This is a genomic window from Dechloromonas denitrificans, assembly GCF_020510685.1.
GTDB lineage: Bacteria > Pseudomonadota > Gammaproteobacteria > Burkholderiales > Rhodocyclaceae > Azonexus > Azonexus denitrificans_A.
Map to the genome: position 1 here is coordinate 4,574,314 of NZ_CP075185.1, position 16,573 is coordinate 4,590,886.

The window sequence follows — 16,573 nt, forward strand, 5'->3', positions numbered from 1 at the left end:
GACGAATCCGCCGCCCTCGATGAGCTCCCCGCAACAGAAATTGATCGTGATGTTTGCCGATGTTTCCGGAAGCGCCGGGCTATTTGAACGGCTTGGCGACACCGAGGCGATGCATGCCGTCGAACGTTGCCTGAAGCGCATGAAGCGTTCGATCGACGGCTATCGCGGGCGCACCATCCAGACCGTCGGTGACGAACTGCTGGCCACCTTCGATTCGGCCGAAGACGGCTGCCAGGCAGCGATCGACATGCAACAGCGGATCGCCGATTTGCCGCCGGTCTCCGGCCTCAAACTGACCATCCGTATTGGCCTGCATGCCGGCCAGGTCAATGATGATGGCGGCAAGCCGACCGGCGAAGTGGTCAACAATGCCGCCCGTATCGCCGGCATCGCCCGGCGCGACCAGATTCTTGGCAGCTCCGCGCTGGTCGCCGCGCTACCCCAGCATGGAGTGATTAGCGTCCGGCCCATGCCCGAACTGGGCAGCCTGCCCGAAAACGGTGCGGTGCTGGAGTTGTTCCAGATTCACTGGATCGCGCATGAAGCGACCAGCAACGACGTTCCGTCATCCTTTGGTCCGTCATCAATTCCCCCGGTCGCCGACCGCCTGTGCGTCCGTTATCACGGCAAGGCCTTTTTGCTCGACAGCAAGACACCGGTCCTCAGCCTCGGCCGCGATCTCGGCAACAAACTGATCATCGAAGACCGCAAGGCTTCGCGTCAGCACGCCCGCATTGAAAAACGGGGCGATGGCTTCTATCTGGTCGATACCAGCACAAACGGTTGTTTCGTCAGCCTCGCCAGCCAGCAGGAACGGATGGTGCGGCGTCACGAACTGTTGCTGGAAGGCAGCGGCAGGATCTGTTTCGGCACCTCCGGCAACGATCCGAGCGCCGACGGCGCCGATTTCGAACATCTGTAAGAAAACCGCCGCCGCAGGATAGTTGCGACGATAAAACGCTGGAATACCGGTCCACTCGGCCCCGAGCATCTATCCGACGATCCTTTACGGCCAGCCAACAACAATCGACGACTCAGCCTTCGTCGTCGAGCATCATCCGCTGCTGTCGATCGATGAAATCCTGCATGCTGTCGATGCCGCGGAACTGCAAGATGGTGTTGCGCACCGCCGCCTCCAGCAATACGGCGAGGTTACGCCCGGCTGCTACCGGAATCACCACCTTGCGCACCGGCACGCCGAGGACCTCCTGCGTCTGGGCATCGAGGGGCAAACGCGGCGCATCGCCAGCCGCCAGCGTTTTCTGCAGATGGACGATCAGCTTCAGTTTCATTTTGCGGCGCGAAGCCGTTTCGCCGAAGATCGTTCGGATATTGAGCAATCCGAGGCCGCGCACCTCAAGAAAATCGCGCAGCATGCCCGGACAGCGGCCTTCGATGGTGGTGGGCGCAATGCGGGCCATTTCCACAACGTCGTCAGCGACCAAACCGTGGCCACGGGAAATCAGCTCGAGCGCCAGCTCCGACTTGCCGACGCCGGAGTCACCGGTAATCAGGACTCCCATACCTAGCACGTCCATGAACACCCCATGCAGATTGAGGGTATCCGCCAGACGGGCCGAAAGGTAGATGCGGAGCAGGTCGATGACGGCCGAGCAGGGCTTCGGCGAGAGAATCAGCGGCGTATTGGTCTGCCTGCAGGTCTCGACCAGCAGGTCGGGCGGCACCAGGCCATCGGCGACAATAACCGCCGGTGGGCCGGCGCCGAGCAGATCGTTGAACATCTGACCGAACCGGCGCTCACCGATCCGGATGGCCCATTCGTATTCCGCCTGGCCCATGACTTGCAGGCGTTCGGGATGAATGATGTTGATATGACCAACAACATCGGCCCCATAGTTGTTCGACAGCTTGATCTCGATACGAGTATCGGCCTGGTGGCCAATCATCCAGCTTAATAGCAGCTTTTCGCGATTATCCTCGTAAAGCTGAACCAGACTGATGTGGTGCACGGCCGCTGATCAGCCTTGAAAGAGGGCAACGACAGTCGCCGGATCGGGCGCCACCAGCAAGGCGTCGCGGAAGGCGCGGTCAGAAAAGCGTTGAGCGAGTTCCGAAAGAACCTGGAGATGCTGCTCGGTGGCCTGTTCCGGCACCAGCAACACAAAGAGCAGATTGACCGGACGACCGTCGGGTGAATCGAAGGGCACCGGGGTGGCTAGCCGCAGGAATGCACCGGCTGCCTGTTTCAGACCCTTGATCCGGCCATGAGGAATGGCAATGCCTTGGCCCAGACCGGTCGAGCCTAATTTTTCACGGGCGAACAGGCTGTCGAAAATGACCGATCGGGCAAGCCCGAGATGCGCCTCAAAGAGCAGGCCAGCTTGTTCGAATACCCGTTTCTTGCTGCTGGCTTCGAGGTCGAGTAGCACCTGCGAGGCAGACAGAATATTGCTTAAGGGGTTCATAGGGGAAGGGGAAGAAACAAAGGCCGCAGCAACGGGGCTGCGGCCGATCGGCGCTTATTCAGCGGCGTGAAGCGCAGGCTTGTCACCGCGATGGTGATCCTGCACCTTCTGCTTGTACTTCAGGATCTGACGATCCAACTTGTCGAACATTGCATCAATGGCAGCGTAGAGATCGTCACCGGACTCCTCGACATGCATATCCTTACCCGGCACGTGGACCGTGACTTCTGCCTTCTGCTTGAGTTTCTCGACAGACAGGACAACGCTCACACCAGTAACCTTGTCAAAATGGCGAACCACGGGATCCAGCTTGTTTTCCACGTACTCGCGCAACGCAGGGGTAACCTCGATGTGTTGACCAGCGATCTGCAGATTCATTTTTTCTCCTCTCTCTACAGGGTCTTGCGTAAATTGACCGGCGGGATGCTGAGCGACTCACGGTATTTTGCAACCGTACGTCTTGCTACAACGATTCCCTGCTGGCCTAGTATTTCGGATAATTGACTATCCGACAAGGGCTTCTTGCCATCCTCGGCTCCGACCAACTGCTTGATCAGTGCGCGAATGGCGGTGGCGGAACAGGCTCCGCCAGTATCGGTAGCAACATGGCTACCGAAGAAGTATTTCAATTCAAAAATGCCGCGTGGCGTTGCCATGTATTTCTGGCTGGTAACGCGGGATACCGTCGACTCGTGCAACCCGAGTATATCGGCAATTTCGCGCAACACCAGCGGACGCATAGCAACTTCGCCATGCTCGAAGAACTGTCGCTGACGATCGACAATCGCCTGGGTGACGCGGTGAATGGTCTCGAAACGCTGCTGGACGTTCTTGATCAGCCAGCGCGCCTCCTGCAATTGTCCGGTCAGATTGCCGTTACCGCGGCGCTGCCGGGCAAGAATTTCGGCATACAGACGGTTGATGCGCAAACGCGGATAGGCGTCCGGATTGATATAAGCCGTCCATTTGCCCTTGAGCTTTTTGACGATCACATCCGGCGTGATATAGCGCGCCTCGACCTGGGCAAAATCCGCTCCCGGCCTCGGATTCAGGCTGGTAATCAAAGCGTGCGCCGCTTTCAGGGCCTCGTCGTCGCAGCCGGTGGACCGGCGAATCTTGGCAAAATCGCGGGCGGCCAGCAATTCGAGATGCTTTTCGACGATGGTCAGCGCCAGGGTCCGCTCGGCGCTGGGCGGCAGGACCTTCAGCTGCAAAGCGAGACATTCCTGCGGGCTACGGGCGCCGATACCGGTCGGGTCGAAGCTCTGAATATAGTTCAGCGCGATTTCGAGGTCGTCGAGCTCGATTTCGTATTCCGCCGGCAGCGTTTCCAGCAGTTCCTGCAGCGGCGAGGAGAGGTAACCATCGTCGTCGAGCGCCTCGATCAGGAAACGGACCAGGCCGCGGTCGCGCTCGGAGAGCTGGGTCATGCCCAGTTGCCAGCCCAAATGATCACGCAGGCTGATGGTCCCGCCATGAATGTCCTGGGCATCGCTGTCATCGTCATCATCGCGGCCGGCCCCGGTAAACGTGCCGGCATCGGACGCCCAACGATCATCGTCGACATCGGAAGGCGCGGCCGGAACGTCCTTTTCACGCTCCTCGCGGGCATCCCGCTCCTCGCGTTCGACGCGCTGCTCGCGCTCACCTTCACTGGTTTGCGGGGCGTCGAATTGCTGGGCGCCGACGAAGGACTCGCTGCCTTGATCATCGTCACGCTCAAGCATCGGATTCTCAAGCAGATAGCGCTCGAGTTCCTGCTGCATTTCGATAGTCGACAACTGCAGCAGCTTGATCGACTGCTGCAACTGCGGCGTCAGGGCCAGGTGCTGCGAGAGTTTGAGTTGGAGTGCCGGCTTCATCGGTTGGGGTCGCGTGCTGCGGGTCGGTCAGAGCCTGAAGTGCTCGCCGAGGTACACTTTGCGTACGCTTTCATTATCAACGATTTCCTCTGGCCGTCCAGCAGCCAGGACACGTCCGGCGTTAATAATGTAGGCGTGGTCGCAAATGCCAAGCGTCTCGCGAACGTTGTGATCGGTAATCAGCACGCCGATACCGCGCTCTTTGAGGAAGCGGATGATTTTCTGGATTTCCAGCACGGCGATCGGGTCGACCCCGGCAAACGGCTCGTCGAGCAGGATGAAGCGGGGGTTGGTAGCCAGCGCCCGGGCGATTTCCACCCGTCGGCGCTCGCCGCCGGACAGCGCCGAGGCATTCACATGACGGACATGGCCGATGTGCAATTCGCTGAGCAGGCCTTCGAGACGATCGTTCAGTTCACTTTCCGGCAGATCGAGCAGTTCGAGAATCGCCCGGATGTTTTCCTCGACATTGAGCTTGCGGAAAACCGAAGCCTCCTGCGGCAAATAGGAAAGCCCCTGGCGAGCCCGGCTGTGCATCGCCAGATGCGTCAGCTTGGTGTCGTCGATATAGACCTCGCCGCCATCGGCCGGCACCAATCCGACAATCATGTAGAAGCAGGTCGTCTTGCCGGCGCCGTTCGGGCCGAGCAGACCGACGACTTCACCGGATTTGACCTCGAAGGAAACATCCTCGACGACAGTCCGCGCCTTGTAGCGTTTCTTGAGGTTGTGGGCCGAGAGTCTGGCAGCTGGGTTGGTCATTCGTCCGCTCCGCGCATGACCCGGCGAATGGCATCGCCGGAAAAGCCGCGATATTGCAAAAACCGCATCTGTTTGCCGCGTTCTGCGGCCGATTGCGGCAACTGGCCGAATTTCCTCGACCAGACCACGCGGCAACGTTCGGTCTCGTCCCCGGCTTCGGGCAGGGCGGCCGCGATGTCGTCATCGTTGACCCCGCGTTGGCGCAATTCCTGTTTCAAGCGGGCGTCGCCGTACCGCCTGGCGCGCGATACGACGCGCTGGCTGGCGTAGCGCTGATCGCACAGCAACTGCTGCTCTTGCAGCGTATCGAGTACGCCGTCGAGCTCTTCCGCCGATCCAGCTTCGCTGGCGAGCTTGGCCTTCAACTCTGCCCGGCTATGATCGCGCCGGGTCAGCAGTTGCAGGGCGCGCACGCGCAGATCAGGCATCAGTCTTGGCCGCTTTGACCGGCTTGATGACGTTGGTGCTGGCAGCTTCGCGGATACCGGCCTCGATTTCCTGGGCGATTTCCGGATGTGCCTTGAGGAATTCGCGGGAATTGTCCTTGCCCTGGCCGATTTTTTCGCCCTTGTAGGAATACCAGGCGCCGGATTTCTCGACCAGTTTGTGGGCTACCCCGAGTTCGACGATTTCGCCATGGCGGGAAATGCCTTCGCCGTACAGGATGTCAAAAATGGCTTCGCGGAAGGGTGGCGACACCTTGTTCTTGACGACCTTGACCTTGGTTTCGCTGCCGATCACCTCGTCACCCTTCTTGATCGAGCCGATACGGCGGATGTCGAGGCGAACGGACGCGTAGAACTTCAGCGCATTGCCGCCGGTCGTCGTTTCCGGCGAGCCGAACATGACGCCGATCTTCATCCGGATCTGGTTGATGAAGATGACCAGCGTGTTGGTCTTCTTGATGTTGGCGGTTAGCTTGCGCAGCGCCTGGCTCATCAGGCGGGCGTGCAGGCCGACCATCTGGTCGCCCATTTCGCCTTCGATTTCAGCGCGCGGGGTGAGGGCGGCGACCGAGTCGATGACGATGATGTCGACCGAACCGGAACGCACCAGCATGTCGGAGATTTCGAGAGCCTGCTCGCCGGTATCCGGCTGCGAGATCAACAGGTCACCGACATTGACGCCGAGCTTCTGGGCGTATTGCGGATCGAGCGCGTGTTCGGCGTCGATGAAGGCAGCGACGCCGCCCAGTTTCTGCATTTCGGCAATGACCTGCAGACAGAGCGTGGTCTTGCCCGAGGATTCCGGACCGTAGATTTCGACCACCCGGCCGCGCGGCAGACCGCCGACGCCCAACGCGATATCCAAGCCGAGCGAACCGGTGGATACCACCTGGATGCCTTCATCGATCTCGGCATCGCCCATCTTCATGATGGAGCCTTTGCCGAACTGCTTTTCAATCTGTTGCAGCGCTGCGCTGAGCGCCTTTGCCTTGTTGTCGTCCATGGTGGTACCTCGAAAATTTGAGCGGATTATGGCACAGGGGCCAAAGATGGAATAGAAATTGCGTGACAGTCAGAAACAGCACCCGAAATCCAATATGCCAATGGCAACATCGATTTTCCGGGAAATTGCGGTGACACGGGGTATATTTCGCTCACCCTGAAAACGGGCCACCAGAATACTGGTTATAAATACAGTATCGATACTGCAATCACTTGGCAAGAAGATTCTTCTCTCTCCCCGACATGCGTACCAAGCTGCTGCTATTCATTTTCATTGCCGCGCTCTCGACCATGGCCCAGGCCCGACCGGCCCCGTGGTACTGGTGGGCCAGTAGCGTCAGCGAGGCGCGGGTCTGCGCGCAGACCTCGCCCGGCAAGGCCTGGCTCCGCGAACCGCAGGCTTTTCGCGACGCCCAGTGCAGCGTCCGGCTTGAATCATGGCTACGCTGAGCATCTATAGCCCGCCGCCCGACACCGGCTTGCAGATCGTTTTCGCCGACGCCAGCCTGATCGTCGTGGACAAGCCGGCCGGCCTGCTTTCCGTTCCCGGGCGCGGCGCCGACAAGCAGGATTGCCTGGCACTCCGGGTGCAAAGGGAATACCCCGACGCGCTGATCGTCCATCGGCTGGACATGTCGACTTCCGGCCTGCTCTTGCTGGCGCGCGGCGAACTGATGCAGAGCCAGCTTTCCCGGCTGTTTCGCGAACGCCAGGTCGACAAGCGCTACATTGCCGTGGTTGCCGGCCTGCTCGCCGAGGAAACCGGCGAGATCGACCTGCCGCTGATCTGCGACTGGCCAAATCGCCCCCGGCAAATAGTGGATTTCGACCAGGGCAAAAGTTCACAGACGAAATTTCGCCGGCAGAGCCAGGATCCACAAGCCGGAACCACGCGCGTAGAACTGGAGCCGATCACCGGCCGCACGCACCAGCTACGCGTCCATATGGCAGCGCTCGGCCACCCGATTCTCGGCGATGACCTGTATGGCGGCTCGGCCACCGCGGCAGCGGAGCGCCTGCTGCTGCACGCCATGGATCTGGCCTTTATCCACCCGTTGACCGCAGTGCCGATGCGTTTTCACCGCCGCCCGCCGTTCTAGGGTCTGAAAACCTTATAATTCCTGCGTTTTCAATCCCTTGCCCCGGTTGCCTGCAGAGTCATGCTGATCTGGTTCGTCGTTCTCTATCTGCTCGCCTCGATCGGCATCGGCCTTTTCGCCGCCACCCGCGTCCATAACGCCAAGGATTTCGCCGTTGCCGGGCGCAGCCTGCCGCTGCCGGTCGTCACCGCGACAGTGTTTGCCACCTGGTTCGGCGCCGAGGCGGTATTCGGGGTGTCCGCCACCTTCGTCAAGGACGGCCTGCGCGGCGTCGTCGCCGATCCTTTCGGCGCCAGCCTGTGCCTGGTCATTGCCGGCATCTTTTACGGCACCAAGATCTACAAGCTCAATGTCCTGACGCTCGGCGACTTTTTCCGCATGCGTTACAACCGCAAGGTCGAAATCCTTGCCACGCTGTGCATCGTGATCTCCTATCTCGGCTGGGTATCGGCCCAGATCAAGGCCCTCGGCCTGGTCTTCAACGTCGTTACCGAAGGGGCGATCAGCCCGCAACTTGGCATGGTGCTGGGCACCGCCATCGTGCTCACCTACACCACCTTTGGCGGCATGTTCTCGGTGGCCATTCTCGATTTCGTCCAGATGGGCGTCGTCATGGGCGGCATGCTGTTCATCGGCTATCTCGTCTCGGGCATGACCGGCGGCGTCCAGGCCGTCATCAACCACGCCTCGGCGGCCGGCAAGCTCGACTTTTTCCCTAGCGGCAACTGGGTCGAATGGCTGGCCTTCGTGGGCGCCTGGCTGACCATGATGCTCGGCTCGATTCCGCAGCAGGACGTCTTCCAGCGCGTCACCTCGGCGAAGAGCGCACGCGTTGCCATCTACGCCTCGATGCTCGGCGGCGTCCTGTATTTCTGCTTCACCTTCGTGCCGATGTTCATCGCCTATTCGGCGACCCTGATCAACCCGGTCCAATTCACCGGGCTGATCCAGAACGATTCCCAGCTCGTCCTGCCGACGCTGGTCCTGCAGCACACCCCGATCTTTGCCCAGGCCATCTTCTTTGGCGCCGTGCTGGCGGCGATCATGGCCTGTTCGTCGGCAACGCTGCTCGCCCCGTCAGTATCGTTTTCAGAAAACATCCTGCGCAACATCTACCCGGCGATCAACGATCGTGGCCTGCTCCGCATGATGCGCATCACCATGGTCTGTTTCGCCTGCCTGGTGCTCGGCTTTGCGCTGTCCAGCCAGGCCTCGATCTTCAAGATGGTGGAAAGCGCCTACAAGATCACGCTGGCCGGCGCTTTCGTGCCACTCTTCTTCGGTGCCTATTGGTCGCGCGGCACCACCCAGGGCGCCCTGGCGGCGATCATCGGCGGCGTCAGCGCGTGGCTGGTGATCGAGTTGCTGGTCGGCGACGCCAGTCTGGTGCCGCCGCAATTGATCGGACTGGGCGTCAGCGTCATCGGCATGATCGGCGGCTCGCTGCTGCCGCAATGGGTCGGCAGCCCGACGCCGCATGCCGATTTCCATCAGGCGCTGCATCACCGGGCAGCGGCAGAAACCCACCACGCGGCCGATCACGCGCATTTGCACTGACATACAATCGGGCTCATGAACACGCGCGGCCCCATTCTTCTTGCCCGTTACCTGGCCCTCGCCTGGTGCGGGCTGGTCGTCTACGGCAGCCTCCACCCGTTCAGCGGCTGGCGCGATACCGGGGTTTCGCCGATCGCCTTCCTCGACGGCGGCTGGCCGCGCTACTGGACCGGCTTCGATCTGGCGGCCAACGTCGCCGTATACCTGCCGCTCGGCTTCTTCCTGACCCTGGCGCTGCGCGGTCTGCCGGGTCGCTTTACGGCACCGATCCTCGCCGTGCTGCTGGCCGGCGGCGTCAGCTTCGGGCTGGAAACGGTACAAACCTGGCTCCCCTCGCGCGTGCCGTCCAATGTCGATCTGGTTTGCAACACTCTGGGCGGCCTACTCGGCGCGATCTGGGTGCAATGGGTCGGGCCGCGAATTTTTGCCCGCATCGCCGCGCTTGAACAGCAACTGATCGCACCGGTGCGGCACGCCGAACTCGGCCTGACCCTGCTCGGCCTCTGGCTGCTCGTCCCGCTGTCGCCGGAAACCTTGCTCTTCGGCGCCGGCGATCTGCGCCAGTGGCTCGGCTTTACCGGCGCCATGCCGTTTGCAGCCGACAGTTTCGTCGTCATCGAAACCAGCATCACCGCCCTCAACGCCCTTGCCGTCGGCCTGATCCTGCGCCTGCTCTGCATCCGGTGGACGGTTGCCTACCTGATCGTGCCGCTCTTCCTGCTCCTCGGGCTGATCGTACGCACGCTGGCCGCCGCCGTTCTGATCAGTCCGGGCGAGGCGCTGGCCTGGCTGACGCCGGGCGCCCAGAACGGCTTGCTGATCGGCGGACTCGGTTTGGCCGTCGCCCTGGCCCTGCCGGCTACTCCGCGCCTGATGCTGGCGGCGCTGGCGCTGATGGCCGGCGCCGTGCTGGTCAACCTGGCGCCGCCCAACCCGTATTCGACGGCGGCGCTGGCCACCTGGCGGCAGGGACACTTTCTCAATTTCAACGGTCTGACCCGACTGGTCGCCACGCTATGGCCTTTCCTGACCTTGCCATTCTTGCTGCTGACCAGCCGTAAACCGTAGCGTTCCACGTGAAACGGGACCGCCTATAATGTTCTTCCCCCATGGAGAAACCGGATGAGCTATTTCAAACACCACGTCTTTTTCTGCTGTAACCAGCGCGAAGCCAACGAGCAATGCTGCAATGCCGTCGGCGGAACCGAAATGTTCGCCTTTGCCAAGGACCGCATTGGCGCCCTGAAAAAGAATGGTGCCGGCCAGATTCGCATCAACAAGGCCGGCTGCCTCGGCCGTTGCGATCAAGGGCCGGTGATGGTCGTGTACCCCGAAGAAGTCTGGTATTCCTACTTCGACAAGGAAGATGTCGAGGAAATCATCAACGAACACCTGCTTAACGATCGCATCGTCGAACGCCTGAAAATATGAGAGCGCTGGAAGAAAAGATCCTGATCGATGGCCCGGCCGGCAAGATCGACGTCATCATGGAACGGCCGGATGCGCCGCGCGGCATCGCGCTGATCGCCCATCCGCACCCGATCGGTGGCGGCGCCAATACCAACAAGGTGGCCTACACGCTGGCCCGCACTTTCGTCAGTCTCGGCTATGCCGCTTTTCGGCCGAATTTCCGCGGCGTCGGCGGCACTGAAGGCGTCCATGACGAAGGCCGCGGCGAGACCGACGACCTACTGGCCGTTCTGCAGGATGCCAAGTGCCGCTGCGGCGACCTGCCGGTGGCGCTGGCCGGCTTTTCCTTCGGCGCCTACTGCCAGACGCGCGTGGCCAAACGGCTGGCCGAAGCCGGGCACCCGGCCCAGCGCCTGGTGCTGGTCGGCACCGCCGCCGGCTTCGTCGAAGGCACCCGTCAGTACGACACCGAAGCCGTGCCGCACGACACCATTGTCATTCACGGCTCGGCCGACGAAACCGTACCGCCGGCCAATGTCTTTGACTGGGCGCAACCGCTCGACCTGCCCGTCGTCATCGTGCCCGGCGCCGACCACTTTTTCCATCGTCGCCTGCACCTGATCCGCGACATCATCACCCGCGCATGGCGACACTAGGCGTCGTCAACCTTCGCAAGACCTATGCCGGCACCGCGGTGGTCGACGGGCTGTCCTTCGCCGTCGAACCGGGTACCTGCTTCGGCCTGCTCGGCCCGAACGGCGCCGGCAAGACGACAACCTTGCGCCTCTGCCTCGGCTTGACCGCTCCGGACAGCGGCGAAATCACCCTCAACAACTGCGCCATTCCCCAGGATGCCCAGCGGGCGAGGGCACGGGTTGGCGTCGTGCCGCAGTTCGACAACCTCGACCCGGACTTCTCGGCGAGCGAAAACCTGCTCGTCTTCGGCCGCTACTTTGGCATTCCCGAACCCGAGATCAAGGCCCGCATCCCGCAACTGCTCGACTTCGCCAGCCTCGGCAGCAAGGCCGACGCCCGCATCTCGACGCTGTCCGGCGGCATGAAGCGCCGGCTGACCCTGGCCCGCGCCCTGGTCAACAACCCCGACATCATTTTCCTCGACGAACCGACGACCGGCCTCGATCCACAGGCCCGTCACCTGATCTGGGATCGCTTGAAACAACTGAAGTCGGCCGGCAAGACGCTGATCCTGACCACCCATTTCATGGACGAGGCGGAACGCCTGTGCGACTCGCTGATCGTCATCGACCACGGTCGCAAGATCGCCGAAGGCAGCCCGCGCCAGCTGATTGCCGAGCAGATCGAACCGCAGGTCATCGAGGTCTACGACGAGGCCGGCGGCGACCTGCCGGGCTTTGTCGAAGCCCACCGCCAACTGGCCGAGCGGGTCGAGAGCAGCGGCGAAACGGCCTTCTTCTACTGCCGTGCGCCGCACGAGCTGCTCGCCCGGCTGGCCCTGGCCAGCGGTTTGCGTTACGTCCATCGCGCCTCCAATCTCGAAGACGTATTTATCAAACTGACCGGCCGGGAGCTCCGGGACTGATGCAACTGTTCAACTGGCTCCCCATCTGGCGGCGCAATTTCCTGGTCTGGAAAAAGCTGGCCATCCCCTCCATCCTCGGCAATCTGGCCGATCCGCTGATCTACATGCTCGGCCTCGGTTATGGTCTGGGCGCCATGCTGCCGAACATCGACGGCCAGTCCTATGTCGCCTTCCTGGCCGGCGGCACCGTTTGTGCCTCGACGATGAATGCCGCGACCTTCGAGGCCCTGTATTCGTCCTTTTCCCGGATGCACGTCCAGAAAACCTGGGACGCCATCCTCAACACACCGCTCGGTCTGACCGATGTGGTCGCTGGCGAACTGTTCTGGGCGGCGACCAAGTCGCTGTTTTCCGGCGCCGCCATTCTCGTCGTCATCACCGCCCTCGGCCTGACCCACGGCCCGATGCTGCTCTGGGCGCTGCCGGCCATCGTCCTGACCGGCCTGGCCTTTGCCGCGCTCGGCCTGATCTGGAATGCGCTGGCCCCGTCCTACGATTTCTTCATGTATTACTTCACGCTGTTCATCACGCCGATGACGCTGATTTCCGGCGTCTTTTTCCCGACCGATCAACTGCCCGGCTGGCTGGCCATGATCGGCGCCTGGCTGCCGCTCGCCCAGGGCGTTGCCCTGGTCCGTCCACTGCTCGCCGGCCAGATCCCGACCGACGCCCTGATCCATATCATGGCCTTGCTCGGCACCACCGTCGTAGCCTTCACCATTGCGCTACGGCTGACCCGCCGCCGGCTCCTCAAATAGAGTTCGCTGATGGAAACCCTGCTCGTCATTACCAATTGTCCCGACGAAGAAACCGCCAACGCCATCGCGCTGGCCCTGGTCGAGGCCAAACTGGCCGCCTGCGTCAATATCCTGCCACGCGTTCAGTCGCTTTACCGCTGGCAGGGCGTCGTCGAATCGGCCACCGAAATTCCGCTGTTCATCAAGACCAGCGCCGAGCGCTATGCCGCGCTGGAAACAGCCATCCGCGAACTGCACCCGCACGCCATTCCGGAAATCATCGCGCTACCGGTCAGCCACGGCTTGCCGGCGTACTTGAACTGGGTGGCGGCAGAAACCGTCCAATGACCATGCGCAGCCTATTCCTCCTCTTTTCCTTGCTGTTCTCGCTAGCCCATGCCGACGAATTTCTCGATCCGGCTGTCGCCTTCAAGCCGTCGGCGCGCGCCCTCGATGGGCAAACCGTCGAAGTCACCTACGCGATCGCCAAAGGCTATTACCTGTACCGGCATGCCTTCCGGGTCGCCGTCGAAGGCGAAGCCGCGACACTGGGCGAACTGCAGATTCCCAAGGGCAAGGAAAAGGACGACGAGAACTTCGGCAAGGTCGAGGTCTATTACAAGACGGTAGCCATTCGCGTACCAGTCGCACGCAATGCCTCGGGCGCCTTGGCGCTCAAGCTGAACGTCACCTCGCAAGGCTGTGCCGATGCCGGCGTCTGCTATCCGCCGAAAACCCAGGCGGTCAGCCTCGAACTGCCCGATCCGGCCAGCACACCGTCGGCAGCTGGCGGCGCCGCGGCAACCGACGGCAACGAAAGCGGCACGATCGCCAATACGCTGAAGAATGCCGGCTTCTGGGCCATTCTCGCCTTCTTTTTCCTGGCCGGCCTCGGCTTGTCGCTGACCCCCTGTGTCTTCCCGATGATCCCCATCCTCTCGGGCATCATCGCCGGACAAGGGCACAAGATATCGCACGGCCGGGGCTTGGCCCTGTCGCTCACCTACGTCCTCGGGATGGCGGTGACCTACGCCGCAGCCGGCGTCGCTGCCGGCCTGACCGGCACGCTGCTTTCCGCCGCGCTGCAGAATGCCTGGGTACTGAGCAGCTTTGCGCTGGTTTTCGTGGTCTTGTCGTTCTCGATGTTCGGCTTCTACGAATTGCAACTGCCCAGTTCGCTGCAAAGCAAATTGTCGGACGAAGCGGGCCACCTGCAGGGCGGGCGCGGTATCGGCGTCTTCCTGATGGGCGCCCTGTCGGCCTTGATCGTCGGTCCCTGCGTCGCCGCACCGCTCGCCGGCGCCTTGCTCTACATCGGCCAGACCGGCGATGCCGTACTCGGCGGCACCGCGCTGTTCGTCATGGCCCTGGGCATGGGCGCGCCGCTGATCGCGGTCGGCGTCGCCGGCGGTTCGCTGCTGCCGAAAACCGGGCCGTGGATGGAGGCCGTCAAGAAAGCCTTCGGCGTGCTGCTGCTGGCCACCGCCATCTGGCTGATCGCGCCGGTCATCCCGGCCGTTGTCGAAATGCTGGCCTGGGCGGCGCTGCTGATCATCCCGGCCATCTACCTGCATGCGCTCGACCCGCTGCCGCCGCACGCCAAGGGCTGGCATCGCTTCTGGAAAGGCATCGGCATCGTCATGCTGCTGACCGGCGCCGCCTTGCTGCTCGGCGCCCTGGCCGGCAGCCGCGACCCGCTGCAGCCGCTGGCCGGACTGCGCGGCCAGGCCCAGGCGGCGGAGATCAAGAAACTGCCGTTCGAACCAGTCGCCTCGCTGGCCGAACTGGAAAGCAAAGTCATGGCCGCCGGGCAACCGGTAATGCTCGATTTCTATGCCGACTGGTGCGTGTCGTGCAAGGAAATGGAGCGGTTCACCTTCTCCGAGGCAGCGGTGCAAGCCAAGCTGGCTGGCTTCAAGCTGCTCAAGGCCGACGTCACCGGCAACACCGCCGAGGACAAGGCGCTGCTCGCCCGGTTCAATCTCTACGGCCCGCCGGGTATCCTGTTTTTCGACAAACAGGGCAAGGAAATCAAGGCAGTCCGGGTCGTCGGCTTCCAGAACGCCGCGGCGTTCCTGCAGTCGCTGGAGCGGCTGTAACCGTTCGCTAGCCAACCCGGCCGGCCGGCCGCGCCGATCTTTGGCGAATCACGAAAAGCGCCGCTAACTTTTGTAAAAAGAAGGCCTTGCGCTAAAATGCGCCGACCATGGAATCCCTTAGCCTGATACGCGATTTTCTCCAGGACCGGCTCGGCACGACGCCCGACAAGGTCACTCCCGAAGCCCCGCTCGCTACACTCGGCGTCGATTCGCTGATGATGCTCGAATTGATGTTCGAATTTGAAGACCGTTTCGGCATCACCCTCTCCAAAGACCTGAAAAGCCCCGAGACTGTCGGCGAAATGGCTGCGCTGATGGACCGGCTGCGCAGCGAACAAAGCTGAAGCATGAACCAGCGTCGGGTGGCCATTACCGGGCTGGGGCTCGTCAGCCCCTACGGCGGCGATCTGCCGGATTTTTTCGCGCGCCTGCTGGCCGGTGAGTCGGCGGTCCGTTTTCTCCACACCGACGACGTTCCCCGGCCGTTGCGCATTCCCTTCGTCAGCTGTCCCGGCTTCAGTGCCGAGACGACGCTCGGTCGGGCACTGGCCGGGACGATGGACCGCTTCGCCCAGCTCGGTACCGCCGCCGCCTTCAGCGCCTGGGAAGATGCCGGCCTGACGCGCGGCCAGTTTCCGGAAAACCGCGACAACTGGGGCGTTGCCTGGGGTACGGCACTGGGCGGCACGCTGGCCTACGAAAAAGGCTACCGCGAGTTGTGGCAAAACGGCCGCGAGCGGGTTTCGCCGCTTTCCGTCATTCTCGGCATGAACAACGCGGCCAACGCCCACATTTCAATCCAGCTCGGCCTTGGCGGCGTCAGCATGAGCCACACCGTGGCCTGTGCCTCGTCGGCCATCGCCATCGGCGAAGCCTTCCGCCGCGTGCGCAGCGGCGAAGCGCCGGTGATGCTGACCGGTGGTTCCGATGCGCCGCAGGCCTACGGCGTCGCCCGGGCCTGGGAAGCGTTGCGCGTCATGGCCAGCGGTGATGAACAGACCTCGCCGCAAGCCTGTCGGCCGTTCAGCGCCGACCGCACCGGCCTGGTCCTGGCCGAGGGCGGGGCGGCCCTGGTCCTTGAAGACTGGGCCCATGCCGTCGCTCGCGGCGCCCGCATCCACGGCGAACTGGTCGGCTACGGCACGAGTTGCGACCACAGCCACCTGGTCCGTCCGGAAGCGGCCGGCCAGGTCCGGGCGCTCAACGCCGCGCTGGCCGACGGCGGCCTGACGCCCGCCGACATCGATTACGTCAACGCCCACGGCACGGCCACCGCCGAGGGCGATCCGGTCGAAGTGGCGGCGCTCCGGGCGGTATTCGGCGAGCGGGCCAGCCGCCTGCCGATCAGCGCCACCAAATCGATGCACGGCCACCAGCTCGGTGCGGCCGGCGCCATCGAGGCCATCGTCACGGTACTCGCCCTGCGCGACCAGGCCATTCCGCCGACCGCCCATCTCGCCACGCTCGACCCGGCCTGCGTCGGTGTCGACCACGTGCGCAGCGTCCGACGCGACCAGCCGTTGCGGGCCGCCTTGTCGAACTCCTTTGCCTTTGGCGGCAGCAACGCGGTACTCGCGTTCCGCGCCCCAGCCTAATCCCACGGAAGTCCTG

20 protein-coding genes are annotated in these 16,573 nt (G+C 62.6%); 13 read left to right on the top strand and 7 right to left on the bottom strand.

Annotation, left to right across the window (positions count from 1 at the left end; translation table 11 throughout):
- Window positions 1-19: 19 nt before the first annotated feature.
- Window positions 20-922: an adenylate/guanylate cyclase domain-containing protein gene (locus KI611_RS21810; protein ID WP_226417750.1), complete on the top strand. Its 903-nt coding sequence runs from the start codon at window positions 20-22 to the stop codon at window positions 920-922.
- A 112-nt stretch (window positions 923-1,034) separates the two neighbouring features.
- On the opposite strand, the gene hprK is transcribed toward KI611_RS21810, so the two are convergent.
- From hprK to recA, 7 genes are read right to left on the bottom strand one after another with little or no spacing between them, the layout of a single operon-like run.
- Entirely contained in the window at window positions 1,035-1,970 is a 936-nt protein-coding gene (gene hprK, locus KI611_RS21815) for an HPr(Ser) kinase/phosphatase (protein ID WP_226417751.1), read from the bottom strand.
- Between the two features lie 9 nt (window positions 1,971-1,979).
- A complete protein-coding gene (gene ptsN / locus KI611_RS21820) occupies window positions 1,980-2,426 on the bottom strand; it encodes a PTS IIA-like nitrogen regulatory protein PtsN (protein ID WP_226417752.1) in 447 nt (148 codons plus the stop codon).
- Window positions 2,427-2,480: 54 nt separating this feature from the next.
- Window positions 2,481-2,804, bottom strand: a complete 324-nt coding sequence (gene hpf, locus KI611_RS21825; protein ID WP_226417753.1) for a ribosome hibernation-promoting factor, HPF/YfiA family — start codon at window positions 2,802-2,804, stop codon at window positions 2,481-2,483.
- Window positions 2,805-2,818: 14 nt separating this feature from the next.
- Window positions 2,819-4,288 (bottom strand): RNA polymerase factor sigma-54, encoded by a 1,470-nt coding sequence (locus KI611_RS21830; protein WP_226417754.1) that lies wholly within the window; start codon window positions 4,286-4,288, stop codon window positions 2,819-2,821.
- A gap of 27 nt (window positions 4,289-4,315) precedes the next feature.
- Entirely contained in the window at window positions 4,316-5,050 is a 735-nt protein-coding gene (gene lptB / locus KI611_RS21835; protein WP_226417755.1) for an LPS export ABC transporter ATP-binding protein, read from the bottom strand.
- Complete coding sequence (gene recX, locus KI611_RS21840; protein WP_226417756.1) at window positions 5,047-5,478, bottom strand: recombination regulator RecX; 432 nt, start codon at window positions 5,476-5,478, stop codon at window positions 5,047-5,049. The genes lptB and recX overlap by 4 nt, the downstream gene beginning before the upstream one ends.
- Window positions 5,471-6,499: a recombinase RecA gene (gene recA, locus KI611_RS21845; protein WP_226417757.1), complete on the bottom strand. Its 1,029-nt coding sequence runs from the start codon at window positions 6,497-6,499 to the stop codon at window positions 5,471-5,473. Before recA ends, recX begins: the two co-directional genes overlap by 8 nt.
- A 212-nt stretch (window positions 6,500-6,711) precedes the next feature.
- On the opposite strand from recA, the gene KI611_RS21850 reads away from it, so the two are divergent.
- From KI611_RS21850 to KI611_RS21905, 12 genes are all read left to right on the top strand, one after another.
- Window positions 6,712-6,948 (top strand): hypothetical protein, encoded by a 237-nt coding sequence (locus KI611_RS21850; protein WP_226417758.1) that lies wholly within the window; start codon window positions 6,712-6,714, stop codon window positions 6,946-6,948.
- On the top strand, window positions 6,936-7,598 hold the full coding sequence (locus KI611_RS21855; RefSeq protein ID WP_226417759.1) for an RluA family pseudouridine synthase: 663 nt from the start codon (window positions 6,936-6,938) through the stop codon (window positions 7,596-7,598). The genes KI611_RS21850 and KI611_RS21855 overlap by 13 nt, the downstream gene beginning before the upstream one ends.
- A gap of 60 nt (window positions 7,599-7,658) precedes the next feature.
- A complete protein-coding gene (locus tag KI611_RS21860; RefSeq protein ID WP_226417760.1) occupies window positions 7,659-9,155 on the top strand; it encodes a sodium:solute symporter family protein in 1,497 nt (498 codons plus the stop codon).
- 15 nt (window positions 9,156-9,170) lie between these two features.
- Complete coding sequence (locus KI611_RS21865) at window positions 9,171-10,223, top strand: VanZ family protein (RefSeq protein WP_226417761.1); 1,053 nt, start codon at window positions 9,171-9,173, stop codon at window positions 10,221-10,223.
- A 54-nt stretch (window positions 10,224-10,277) separates the two neighbouring features.
- On the top strand, window positions 10,278-10,586 hold the full coding sequence (locus KI611_RS21870; protein WP_226417762.1) for a (2Fe-2S) ferredoxin domain-containing protein: 309 nt from the start codon (window positions 10,278-10,280) through the stop codon (window positions 10,584-10,586).
- On the top strand, window positions 10,583-11,221 hold the full coding sequence (locus KI611_RS21875) for an alpha/beta hydrolase (RefSeq protein ID WP_226417763.1): 639 nt from the start codon (window positions 10,583-10,585) through the stop codon (window positions 11,219-11,221). Before KI611_RS21870 ends, KI611_RS21875 begins: the two co-directional genes overlap by 4 nt.
- A complete protein-coding gene (locus KI611_RS21880) occupies window positions 11,209-12,126 on the top strand; it encodes an ATP-binding cassette domain-containing protein (protein ID WP_226417764.1) in 918 nt (305 codons plus the stop codon). Before KI611_RS21875 ends, KI611_RS21880 begins: the two co-directional genes overlap by 13 nt.
- Window positions 12,126-12,884: an ABC transporter permease gene (locus KI611_RS21885; RefSeq protein ID WP_226417765.1), complete on the top strand. Its 759-nt coding sequence runs from the start codon at window positions 12,126-12,128 to the stop codon at window positions 12,882-12,884. Before KI611_RS21880 ends, KI611_RS21885 begins: the two co-directional genes overlap by 1 nt.
- A gap of 9 nt (window positions 12,885-12,893) precedes the next feature.
- Window positions 12,894-13,211 (top strand): divalent-cation tolerance protein CutA, encoded by a 318-nt coding sequence (cutA, locus tag KI611_RS21890; protein ID WP_226417766.1) that lies wholly within the window; start codon window positions 12,894-12,896, stop codon window positions 13,209-13,211.
- A complete protein-coding gene (gene dsbD, locus KI611_RS21895) occupies window positions 13,208-14,962 on the top strand; it encodes a protein-disulfide reductase DsbD (RefSeq protein ID WP_413463993.1) in 1,755 nt (584 codons plus the stop codon). The genes cutA and dsbD overlap by 4 nt, the downstream gene beginning before the upstream one ends.
- A 107-nt stretch (window positions 14,963-15,069) precedes the next feature.
- Entirely contained in the window at window positions 15,070-15,306 is a 237-nt protein-coding gene (locus tag KI611_RS21900) for an acyl carrier protein (protein WP_226417767.1), read from the top strand.
- Between the two features lie 3 nt (window positions 15,307-15,309).
- The gene (locus KI611_RS21905; RefSeq protein ID WP_226417768.1) at window positions 15,310-16,557 is read left to right on the top strand and encodes a beta-ketoacyl-[acyl-carrier-protein] synthase family protein; all 1,248 of its coding nucleotides are present in this window, start codon (window positions 15,310-15,312) and stop codon (window positions 16,555-16,557) included.
- Window positions 16,558-16,573 lie beyond the last annotated feature (16 nt).